Source organism: Streptomyces sp. NPDC005070 (assembly GCF_053600395.1).
In genome coordinates this window covers 1-9030 of the sequence record NZ_JBSFZS010000192.1, presented here as the reverse complement: position 1 = coordinate 9030, position 9030 = coordinate 1, and the positions used below count along the sequence as shown (strand labels likewise).

Annotated in this window: 9 protein-coding genes; 8 read left to right on the top strand and 1 reads right to left on the bottom strand. The window is 71.0% G+C overall.

Annotated elements, in window-relative coordinates; all coding sequences use genetic code 11:
- Nucleotides 1–367: 367 nt before the first annotated feature.
- From ACWEBX_RS34920 to ACWEBX_RS34910, 3 genes are read left to right on the top strand one after another with little or no spacing between them, the layout of a single operon-like run.
- A complete protein-coding gene (locus tag ACWEBX_RS34920; RefSeq protein WP_451888777.1) occupies nucleotides 368–1039 on the top strand; it encodes a response regulator in 672 nt (223 codons plus the stop codon).
- Between the two features lie 43 nt (nucleotides 1040–1082).
- Nucleotides 1083–2258, top strand: coding sequence for a cytochrome P450 family protein (locus ACWEBX_RS34915; RefSeq protein WP_451888776.1), 1176 nt, complete (start codon nucleotides 1083–1085; stop codon nucleotides 2256–2258).
- A 31-nt stretch (nucleotides 2259–2289) separates the two neighbouring features.
- Nucleotides 2290–2784: a hypothetical protein gene (locus tag ACWEBX_RS34910; RefSeq protein ID WP_451888775.1), complete on the top strand. Its 495-nt coding sequence runs from the start codon at nucleotides 2290–2292 to the stop codon at nucleotides 2782–2784.
- Nucleotides 2785–2836: 52 nt separating this feature from the next.
- On the opposite strand, the gene ACWEBX_RS34905 is transcribed toward ACWEBX_RS34910, so the two are convergent.
- Nucleotides 2837–3850: a Gfo/Idh/MocA family protein gene (locus tag ACWEBX_RS34905; RefSeq protein WP_451888774.1), complete on the bottom strand. Its 1014-nt coding sequence runs from the start codon at nucleotides 3848–3850 to the stop codon at nucleotides 2837–2839.
- A gap of 128 nt (nucleotides 3851–3978) precedes the next feature.
- Between ACWEBX_RS34905 and ACWEBX_RS34900 the strand changes: the two genes are divergently transcribed.
- From ACWEBX_RS34900 to ACWEBX_RS34880, 5 genes are all read left to right on the top strand, one after another.
- Nucleotides 3979–4716: a GntR family transcriptional regulator gene (locus tag ACWEBX_RS34900; RefSeq protein WP_451888778.1), complete on the top strand. Its 738-nt coding sequence runs from the start codon at nucleotides 3979–3981 to the stop codon at nucleotides 4714–4716.
- Between the two features lie 230 nt (nucleotides 4717–4946).
- On the top strand, nucleotides 4947–5951 hold the full coding sequence (locus tag ACWEBX_RS34895) for a sugar ABC transporter substrate-binding protein (RefSeq protein WP_451888773.1): 1005 nt from the start codon (nucleotides 4947–4949) through the stop codon (nucleotides 5949–5951).
- A complete protein-coding gene (locus ACWEBX_RS34890) occupies nucleotides 5948–7003 on the top strand; it encodes an ABC transporter permease (protein WP_451888772.1) in 1056 nt (351 codons plus the stop codon). The genes ACWEBX_RS34895 and ACWEBX_RS34890 overlap by 4 nt, the downstream gene beginning before the upstream one ends.
- Before the next feature lie 11 nt (nucleotides 7004–7014).
- On the top strand, nucleotides 7015–7821 hold the full coding sequence (locus ACWEBX_RS34885) for an ATP-binding cassette domain-containing protein (protein WP_451888771.1): 807 nt from the start codon (nucleotides 7015–7017) through the stop codon (nucleotides 7819–7821).
- Nucleotides 7822–7950: 129 nt separating this feature from the next.
- On the top strand, nucleotides 7951–9030 hold a 1080-nt coding region (locus ACWEBX_RS34880), incomplete at its 3' end, for an ROK family glucokinase (RefSeq protein WP_451888770.1).

Sequence of the window (9030 nt, the reverse complement as noted above, 5' to 3'; positions counted from 1 at the left end):
GGGGCCGTGCCGGTGCATCAGCCCGTCGCCGTTGGACGGAGATGTGAGCGTCGGTGGCGACGGGCATCGATGTACCGGCACGGCCCCTCACGCCGGATGCCGACTGCGGGTACGCGGGGGCTTGGGTGCGGGCGTGAAATTCAGCCCCTCCGGCGCAGGATCCAGCCCCTCCGGCGTTCGAGTGAGGAGCGGGGTGTGGCGGCGGAGCCCGGGGGGCCTTCCTCCGGGCCACCTTTTCGGGTGCGGGGCCTCTCTCAGCCTCTCCGGCGTTCGAGTGAGGAGCGGGGTGTGGCGGCTGAGCCCCGGGGTGGGTCGGGTGAGGGTGGAGGGGGCGAAGGAATGCTTGGGGAGCTGGTTGGGTGAGGGGATGACTGGGATTCGGCTGGTGCTCGTGGATGACGATCCGTTGGTGAGGGCGGGGCTGGCCCTCATGTTGGGGGGTGCCCAGGACGTCGAGATCGTCGGTGAGGCCGCCGACGGCAGCGAGGTGGAGGAACTCGTCGACCGCACCCGGCCCGACGTCGTCCTGATGGACATCAGGATGCCGACCGTCGACGGACTGACCGCCACCGAGCGGTTGCGCGCCCGCGCGGAGGCGCCCCAGGTCGTGGTCCTGACGACCTTTCACGCCGACGACCAGGTGCTGCGCGCGCTGCGGGCGGGTGCGGCCGGCTTCGTTCTCAAGGACACTCCGCCCGCGGAGATCCTGGCGGCAGTACGCCGGGTCGCGGCCGGAGACCCGGTGCTGTCGCCCGCCGTCACCCGCCAGTTGATGGAGCACGCCGCCGGTTCCACCCTCGACACCCGCAGGTCCGGCGCCCGTTCCCGGATGGCCGGCCTGAACGAGCGCGAGCGCGAGGTCGCCGTCGAGGTCGGCCGGGGCAGGTCGAACGCGCAGATCGCCGCCGGACTGTTCATGAGCGTCGCCACGGTCAAGACCCACGTCTCCCGCATCCTCGCCAAACTCGGCCTCAACAACCGTGTGCAGATCGCGTTGCTGGCGTACGACGCCGGACTCCTGGAGGAGGACGGGCACTGAGCGGGGCCCTCGCGCGTTGAGCGGGGTGACGGGAGGGAGAGTCGTGATCGATCTGGGGGAGTACGGAGCGCGGTTCACCGAGGATCCGCATCCGGTCTACGCCGAGTTGCGCGCGCTCGGTCCCGTGCACCGGGTGCGGCTGCCACCGCCGGACGCGGCGCATGAGACATGGCTCGTCGTCGGGTACGAGGAGGCGCGGGCCGCGCTCGCCGACGCGCGGCTGGCCAAGAACCCGGACACGGCGGGGTTCGTCTTCTACGGAGAGGAGCTGATCGGCCGGCACATGCTGTTCGCCGATCCGCCGCAGCACACCCGGCTCCGGACCCTGATCGCGGGCGAGTTCACCGGCCGGCGGGTCGCGGCGCTGCGCCCGCGGATCCAGGAGATCACCGACGAGCTGCTCGACGCGATGATTCCGCGCGGGCGCGCGGACCTCGTCGAGTCCTTCGCCTATCCGCTCCCGCTGACCGTGATCTGCGAGCTGCTCGGGGTGCCCGAGCCGGACCGGGCCGCCTTCCGTGCCCTGTCCACGGAGACGGTGGCTCCCACCAGCGCCGAGAGCGAGCAGAAGGCCTTCGTCCAACTCGCCGACTATCTGGGCGAACTCATCGAGGACAAGCGGTGCGCGGGTCCCACCGGCGACCTGCTCAGCGGTCTCATCCGCACCACGGCCGAGGACGGCGACCGGCTCTCGCCGGGGGAGTTGCGCGGCATGGCGTTCCTGCTCCTCGTCGCCGGACACGAGACGACGGTCAACCTGATCTCCGGCGCCGTCCGGGCCCTGCTCGGCCATCCCGGCCAACTCGCCTCTGTCCGGGCGGACATGACGCTTCTCGACGGCGTCGTCGAGGAGACGCTGCGCCACGACGGCCCGGTGGAGAACGCGACCTTCCGCTATGCCGCCGAGCCGCTCGACATCGGCGGCACGGCGATCGCGCCGGGGGAAGAGGTGATGATCGGCCTCAGCGCGGCCGACCGTGACGCGGCGCGCTATCCGGAGCCCGAACGCTTCGACCTCCGGCGTGAGACCCGCGGTCATCTCGCCTTCGGGCACGGCATCCACTACTGTCTGGGCGCGCCGCTGGCCCGGCTCGAAGCCCAAGTGGCCCTCCGCTCCCTGCTGGAGCGGTGTCCGGACCTGGCGTTCGACGGACCGCCGAGCGGCTGGCTGCCCGGCATGCTGATGAGAGGCGTGCGCCGGATGCCGGTGCGCTGGTGAGCGGCCCGGTGCCGTGTGAGGAGCGTTGCCCGTGCTGCGTACGGCGGAGATCACCGCGGAGCTGACCGGTCTCGAGGAATCCCGCCATCAGCTCTACTGGCGCTCCCGGCTGGAGTTCACCCTCGACTGCTTCATCTGCGAGCGGACCGGGCGGACCACGGTGTTCGAGCGCGGGACCGAGCAGGCGCTGTGCTCCGGCAGCCGCAGCGGGTTCCAGCGCCACCACACCGCGGGGAGGATCGCGGCGTTCGACACCACGAGCGGCCGGGACCGGCTGGCGGTCCGGGCGCTGGTCGACTTCTGGTGGGCGCCCTTCACCGACACCCGGGACGACCGGAAGGCCGCCGCGCCCACCAGCCACCCCTGGGTGCGGCTGCACCTCGCGTATCACTGCCCGGAGGCGAACGAGCCGGGGACCGGCAGCATCCAGACCAACCTTGTCCGGCCGCACCACCTGACGTGCAAGCACTGCGACCGGCGACTGGGCCTCGACAGCGAGACCCCCGGCGTCCGGCTCCTGGGGTGAGAGGCCGGCTCGCGGCCGCGGCCTGCCCGGGCGCGAACGAGCCCCCCGGCCGTCAGAGCCTGCCGCCCGGGATCTCCGCCGGGGAGACCGCGCGCCGCTCGCGCCGCGACAGCTCGCAGGCTTCGGCGATCCGCAGCGCCTCCAGTGCCTCGCGGCCGTCGCAGGGATTGGCGCGCTCGCCGCGGACCACCTCCACGAACGCGGCGAGCTCCGCCTTGTACGCGGGGCCGAAGCGTTCCAGGAAGCCCGTCCACGGCTTGTCCGCGGGCGGCGGTCCGGCCGGTTCGGTCGAGGCGATCGGCGTACGGTCGTCCAGGCCGACGGCGATCTGGTCCAGCTCGCCGGAGAGCTCCATGCGTACGTCGTAGCCCGCGCCGTTCAGGCGGGTGGCCGTCGCCGTCGCGAGCATGCCGTCGTCGAAGGTGAGGACGGCCGCGCCCGTGTCGATGTCGTTCGCCTCGCGGAACATCGCGGGCCCGGCGTCGGAGCCGGTCGCGTACACCTGGACGACCTCGCGGCCGCTGACCCAGCGCAGCATGTCGAAGTCGTGGATCAGGCAGTCGCGGTAGAGCCCGCCGGACAGCGGGAGATAGTCGGCCGGGGGCGGCGACTGGTCCGACGTCATCGCGCGTACGGTGTGCAGCCGGCCGAGCCGGCCCGAGCGCACCGCCTCGCGGGCAGCGGTGTAGCCGACGTCGAAGCGGCGCTGGAAGCCCATCTGCAGAACCGTTCCGGCAGCGTCGACCTCGGCGAGCGCGGCCAGCGTGCCCGCCAGGTCGAGAGCTATGGGCTTCTCGCAGAAGACCGGGAGTCCGGAGCGTGCCGCCCGGCCGATCAGTTCGGAGTGGGCCGAGGTGGCGGCCGTGATGACCACCGCGTCCACGCCCCAGGTGAAGATCTCGTTCACGGTGGGCGCCGCCGTCGCGCCCAGCCGGTCCGCCAGCCGCTGGGCCCGTACGGGATCCGCGTCCGTCACGATGAGGGAGCCTCCGACCTCACGGTGACGGCTGAGCGTGGCCGCGTGAAATGTGCCGATACGACCCGCTCCGATGAGTCCGATGCGCATGGGAACAAACTGGGGGGCGACGCGTCGCGCTGTCAATGGTTTGTCCGGACAATCGAACTTCACAACTTCCCGTCAACATGTCTCGGGGCTACGCTCGATCCGTGGCCAAACCAGTCGTGGATCCGACCGTGTCGCTCCAGCTCGGCGTCGACCGCACCAGTCCGGTCCCGCTGTACTTCCAGCTCTCGCAGCAGCTCGAGGCCGCCATCGAGCACGGAGCGCTGACCCCCGGCAGCCTGCTCGGCAACGAGATCGAGCTCGCCGCGCGGCTCGGTCTGTCCCGTCCCACCGTCCGCCAGGCCATCCAGTCCCTTGTCGACAAGGGGCTGCTCGTGCGGCGCCGGGGCGTCGGTACGCAGGTCGTGCACAGCCAGGTCAAGCGCCCTCTCGAACTCAGCAGCCTCTACGACGACCTGGAGTCGGCCGGCCAGCGCCCCGCGACCCAGGTGGTCGTCAACGCCGTCGAACCGGCGTCCACCGAGGTCGCGGCCGCCCTCGGGGTGCCCGAGGGCAGCGAGGTCCACCGTGTCGAACGGCTGCGTCTCGCGCACGGTGAGCCGATGGCGTACCTCTGCAATTTCCTGCCCCCCGAGCTGCTGGAGCTCGACAGCGGCCGGATGGAGGCCACCGGCCTGTACCGGCTGATGCGCGGGGCCGGCATCACCCTCCACAGCGCCCGCCAGTCCGTCGGGGCCCGCGCGGCCAGCGCGGACGAGGGCGAGCGGCTCGGCGAGCCGGCCGGGACCCCCGTCCTCACCATGCAGCGCACCACCTTCGACGACACCGGCCGCGCCGTCGAGTTCGGCTCCCACATCTACCGTGCCTCGCGCTACTCCTTCGAGTTCCAGCTTCTCGTACGGCCCTGACGCGCCCTTCCGGCTCCCTGGACGGCCCTGACGCGACGCCTTCCGTACGGCGGTCGCGCGGGCCCTCGCTCCGCGCGCGCGGGAACCGTGATTTGGGCGGATGATCCCAATGATCGATACTTGGCCGTTTGGGCCGGTACGACTCCGGTCCTCAAGGGCCCGCCGGAGGGCCCCCGGGCCGGTCCTCACGGCCCGGCACACCAAGAGCACGGCAAGAAGGGCACGGCCTCGTGGCACGGACACGGACCTGGGTGGGCATCGCGCTGGCGGGGGCGCTGACACTGTCCCTCGCGGGATGCAGCAGCACCGGGGGGAAGCGAGCCGAGGATGCCCGCAAGGCGGCCGCGGCCCAGGGCAGGGCCGCGGTGAACACGCCCCGGTGGACCTTCGCGATGATCACCCACTCGGGCGACGGCGACACCTTCTGGGACATCGTCCAGAACGGCGCCAAGCAGGCCGCCGTCAAGGACAACATCAACTTCCTGTACTCGCACGACGACGAGGCCCAGCAGCAGGCGCAGCTCGTGGACGCCGCCGTGGACAAGAAGGTCGACGGCATCATCGTCACGCTGGCCAAGCCCGACGCCATGAAGGCCGCCGTCGCCCGCGCCCGCAAGGCCGGCATCCCGGTGATCACGGTGAACTCCGGCTCCGAGGAGTCGAAGGCCTTCGGCGCGCTCACCCACATTGGCCAGGACGAGACGATCGCCGGAGAGGCCGTCGGCGAGGAACTGAACAAGCGGGGCCGCAAGAAGGCCCTGTGCGTCCTGCACGAGCAGGGCAACGTCGGGCACGAGCAGCGCTGCGCGGGCATGAAGAAGACGTTCGACGGGACCGTGGAGAACCTCTACGTCACCGGCACCAACATGCCCGACGTCCAGTCCTCGATCGGCGCCAAGCTCCAGGCCGACAGGTCGATCGACTCGGTCGTCACGCTCGGCGCGCCTTTCGCGGACACCGCGGTCAAGGCCAGGCAGGACGCGGGCAGCAAGGCCGAGATCGACACCTTCGACCTGAACGCCAAGGTCGCCGCCGAGCTGAAGAACGGCACCCTCGGCTTCGCCGTCGACCAGCAGCCCTGGCTCCAGGGCTACGAGGCCGTGGACCTGCTCTGGCTCTACAAGTACAACGCGGACGTCCTCGGCGGCGGCAAGCCCGTCCTCACCGGCCCCCAGATCATCACCAGGGACCAGGCCTCCGAGCTGGAGCAGTACGCGGCGCGGGGGACCCGATGACCGCCACGGCACCCGCGCCGGCGCCCGGCCCCGAGACCGACGAACGCCTCCTGAAGACCTCGCCCCTGCGTAAGCTGCTGAGCCGCCCCGAGCTCGGCTCGGTGGTCGGCGCGGTCGCGGTGTTCGTGTTCTTCGCGCTCTTCGCGGACAGTTTCGTACGCGCCGCGAGCCTCAGCACCGTCCTGTACGCGGCGTCGACCATCGGCATCATGGCCGTCCCGGTCGCGCTGCTGATGATCGGCGGCGAGTTCGACCTCTCCGCGGGCGTCATGGTGACCAGCTCCGCGCTGATCTCGTCGATGTTCAGCTACCAGATGACGGCGAACGTCTGGGTCGGTGTGTTCGTCTCGCTCCTCGCCACCCTCGCGATCGGCGTCTTCAACGGCGTCATGCTGACCCGCACCGACCCGCCGAGCTTCATCATCACGCTCGGCACCTTCCTGATGCTGACCGGCATGAACCTCGGCTTCACCAAGCTGATCAGCGGCACGGTCTCCACCAAGTCGATCTCCGACATGGAGGGCTTCTCCTCCGCCAAGGACGTCTTCGCCTCGACGATCACCATCGGCGGTGTCGACTTCAAGATCACCATCCTGTGGTGGCTGGTCCTCGTCGCCGTGGCCACCTGGATCCTGCTGCGCACCCGCGTCGGCAACTGGATCTACGCCGTCGGCGGCGGCGAGGAGGCGGCCCGCGCGGTCGGCGTCCCGGTCGACAAGACCAAGATCGGCCTCTACATGGGCGTCGCCTTCGGCGCCTGGATCTCGGGGCAGCATCTGCTGTTCTCGTTCGACGTCGTGCAGTCCGGCGAGGGCGTCGGCAACGAGCTGATCTACATCATCGCGGCCGTCATCGGCGGCTGTCTGATCACCGGCGGCTACGGCTCCGCGATCGGCGCGGCCGTGGGCGCGCTGATCTTCGGCATGGTGAGCAAGGGCATCGTCTTCGCCGAATGGAACCCGGACTGGTTCAAGTTCTTCCTGGGCGTGATGCTGCTCCTCGCGACCCTGCTCAACCACTGGGTCCGCAAGCGCGCGGAGGCCACGAAGTGACGACGGAGAACATGACCGAGGAACCCGCCGCCGCGCGGCGCCCGGCGCTCGTCGAGCTCGACGACGTCAGTAAGTACTACGGCAACATCCGCGCCCTCGAAGGTGTCTCGCTGGAGGTGCACGCGGGCGACATCACCTGTGTGCTCGGCGACAACGGAGCGGGCAAGTCCACCCTCATCAAGATCATCGCGGGTCGCCACCGGCACGACGGGGGCACGCTGCGCGTCGAGGGCGAGGAGACCCGGCTGTCGTCCCCGCGTGAGGCCCTGGACCTCGGCATCGCCACCGTCTACCAGGACCTCGCCGTCGTCCCGCTGATGCCGGTCTGGCGGAACTTCTTCCTGGGCTCCGAGCCCCGGAAGGGCTTCGGCCCGTTCAAGCACCTCGACGTCGACCACATGCGGCGCACGACCCACGCGGAACTCCTGCGCATGGGCATCGACCTCCGGGACGTCGACCAGCCGATCGGCACCCTCTCCGGAGGCGAGCGCCAGTGCGTGGCGATCGCCCGCGCCGTCCATTTCGGCGCCAAGGTCCTCGTACTCGACGAGCCCACCGCCGCCCTCGGTGTGAAGCAGTCCGGTGTGGTCCTCAAATATGTGGCCGCCGCACGGGACGCCGGACTGGGTGTTGTGTTCATCACCCACAATCCGCATCACGCCTATCTCGTGGGTGATCGTTTCGTCCTGCTGAAGCGCGGCACCATGTCGGGCAGCTACACCCGGGACGGGATCACGCTGGACGAGCTGACGCGCCAGATGGCGGGCGGAAGCGAGCTGGACGACCTGCGGCACGAGCTGGAGAACCGTGCCCTGTGAGGGGTGCGGGGCCGTGACCCGGACGGCCCCGCGGGCCGGCCGGAACAGGCCACAGACGGCCCACAGGTCACATGTGTCACCGCGCTTCCACGGTGCGGCCCCGGGGCGGCGTAAGGCAGAATCGGCGCGATGAGCACCTACCGCGACCTCGCGCTGCCCCGAGCTCTCGGCTCCGCTCGCGCGGGGGGCACCCCCATCGGCTCCGCGCGGGCCACCGTCCTGCGGACCGTGGGCACACGCGAGCGCCGTTCCCATCTGACGGCACCCCGCGTCCCCACCGTCGGCATCGACATCGGTGGCACGAAGGTGATGGCGGGTGTGGTGGACGCCGACGGCAACATCCTGGAGAAGGTCCGCGCCGAGACGCCGGACAAGTCCAAGAGCCCCAAGGTCGTCGAGGACACCATCGTCGAGCTGGTGCTGGACCTCTCCGACCGGCACGACGTGCACGCCGTCGGCATCGGGGCGGCCGGCTGGGTCGACGCCGAACGCAACCGCGTCCTGTTCGCCCCGCACCTGTCCTGGCGCAACGAGCCGCTGCGCGACCGCCTCGCCGGACGGCTCGCGGTGCCCGTCCTGGTCGACAACGACGCCAACGCCGCCGCCTGGGCCGAGTGGCGTTTCGGCGCCGGTCGCGGCGAGGACCACCTCGTGATGATCACCCTCGGCACCGGCATCGGGGGCGCGATCCTCGAGGACGGCCAGGTCAAACGCGGCAAGTTCGGGGTCGCCGGAGAGTTCGGCCACATGCAGGTCGTGCCCGGCGGCCATCGCTGCCCGTGCGGCAACCGCGGCTGCTGGGAGCAGTACAGCTCCGGCAACGCACTCGTGCGCGAGGCCCGCGAGCTCGCCGCGGCCGACTCCCCGGTGGCGTTCGGGATCATCGAGCACGTCAAGGGCAACATCGGCGACATCACCGGCCCGATGATCACCGAGCTGGCCCGCGAGGGCGACGCCATGTGCGTCGAACTCCTCCAGGACATCGGGCAGTGGCTCGGGGTCGGCATCGCCAACCTGGCCGCCGCCCTCGACCCGTCCTGCTTCGTCATCGGCGGCGGGGTGAGCGCGGCCGACGACCTGCTCATCGGTCCCGCCCGCGACGCCTTCCGCCGGCACCTCACGGGCCGCGGCTACCGCCCCGAGGCACGGATCGCGCGCGCCCAGCTCGGCCCCGAGGCAGGCATGGTCGGCGCCGCCGACCTCGCGCGG

Coding starts and splice junctions, on each gene's coding strand:
- ACWEBX_RS34920 (WP_451888777.1), top strand. CDS start 368: ATGACTGGGATTCGGCTGGTGCTCGTGGATGACGATCCGTTGGTGAGG.
- ACWEBX_RS34905 (WP_451888774.1), bottom strand. CDS start 3,850: ATGCGCATCGGACTCATCGGAGCGGGTCGTATCGGCACATTTCACGCG.
- ACWEBX_RS34890 (WP_451888772.1), top strand. CDS start 5,948: ATGACCGCCACGGCACCCGCGCCGGCGCCCGGCCCCGAGACCGACGAA.
- ACWEBX_RS34885 (WP_451888771.1), top strand. CDS start 7,015: ATGACCGAGGAACCCGCCGCCGCGCGGCGCCCGGCGCTCGTCGAGCTC.